The sequence below is a fragment of the Mesorhizobium sp. M8A.F.Ca.ET.021.01.1.1 genome (genome assembly GCF_003998025.1).
In the GTDB taxonomy this organism is placed as follows: Bacteria; Pseudomonadota; Alphaproteobacteria; order Rhizobiales; family Rhizobiaceae; genus Mesorhizobium.
The window spans coordinates 1-1,370 of sequence record NZ_RZSJ01000926.1; the positions used below are offsets into that span (position 1 = coordinate 1).

Below are 1,370 nucleotides of genomic sequence, written 5' to 3' on the forward strand. Positions count from 1 at the left end.
CTCCTTGAGCACGCGGGTGTCGAGGATGCACTCATGGGCGACACGATCGCTCCTGCCCTTGTAAAGCAGCGGGAAGTGCGGGGCGAGCCGCGTCGCCACGTAGTTGGCCGAGACGATCGCCGTCTCGGTCGCCTGCTTGAGGCCGGAAGCGCCCATCATGCGGATGTACATCCAGGTGATCGGCAGGATGGAAGCGCTGCCGAACGGGGCGGCCGCCACGGCATGCGCCGAGCCTTCGCTGACATGGCCGGGCAGATAGGGCTTCAGATGCGCCCTGACGCCGATCGGACCGACGCCCGGTCCGCCGCCGCCATGCGGGATGCAGAAGGTCTTGTGCAGGTTCATGTGGCAGACGTCGGCGCCGATGTCGCCGGGACGGGCAAGTCCGACCAGCGCGTTGAGGTTGGCGCCGTCGAAATAGACCTGGCCGCCATGCTCATGGATGAGCGCGCAGAGGTGGCGCGCGCCTTCCTCGTAGACGCCATGCGTGGAGGGATAGGTGAACATCAGCGCCGCGAGATTCCTGGAATGCTCATTGGCCTTGGCGCGCATATCGTCCATGTCGATGTTGCCGTCTTCCAGGCAGCGAACGACGACGACGCTCATGCCAGCCATCGCGGCACTCGCCGGATTGGTGCCATGCGCGGAAGAGGGGATCAGACAGACGGTGCGATGACCCTCACCGCGCGAGCGGTGATAGGCGCGGATGGCCAGCAGCCCGGCATATTCGCCCTGGCTGCCGGCATTGGGCTGCAAGGTCACGGCGTCGAAGCCGGTGATCTCCGCCAGCCAGCCTTCCAACTCGCCGATCATGGCGCGGTAGCCGGCCGAATGCGCTGCCGGCGCAAAGGGATGCAGGTTGGCGATTTCCGGCCAGCTCACCGGCATCATCTCCGCCGCGGCATTGAGCTTCATGGTGCAGGAGCCCAGCGGGATCATGGCGCGGTCGAGCGCCAGGTCCTTGTCGGCCAGCCGGCGCAGGAAGCGCATCATCTCGGTTTCCGACTTGTTCTCGTGGAAGACCGGCTGGGTCAAAAACTCCTTGCCGCGCGGCTTGCCGGGCACCGTGCTGTCGGCCGAAGAAGCAGCCTTGGCGTCGAACAGGGCTGCGATCGCCTCGAGATCGGCATTGGTCGAGGTTTCGTCGAAACTGATGCCGACATGGTCGGCGTCGAGCACACGCAGCAGCCGGTGGGTCTTTTCGGCGGCGGCGGCGATCTGGGCGGCCTTGCCTTTGGTCTCCACCGTCACCGTGTCGAAACGGCTGGAACCGAGCACCGATACACCCGCAGCCTCGAGGCCGCTTGCCAGGCGGTTGGCCAGCGCGTGGATGCGCCCGGCGATTGCCTGCAAGCGGACCGGACCATGCC

At 66.3% G+C, this 1,370-nt stretch carries 1 pseudogene; it reads right to left on the reverse strand.

The window, feature by feature from the left end:
* Nucleotides 1-1,370 (reverse strand): annotated as a pseudogene (locus tag EOA36_RS35515) (beta-eliminating lyase-related protein); the annotation flags it as partial.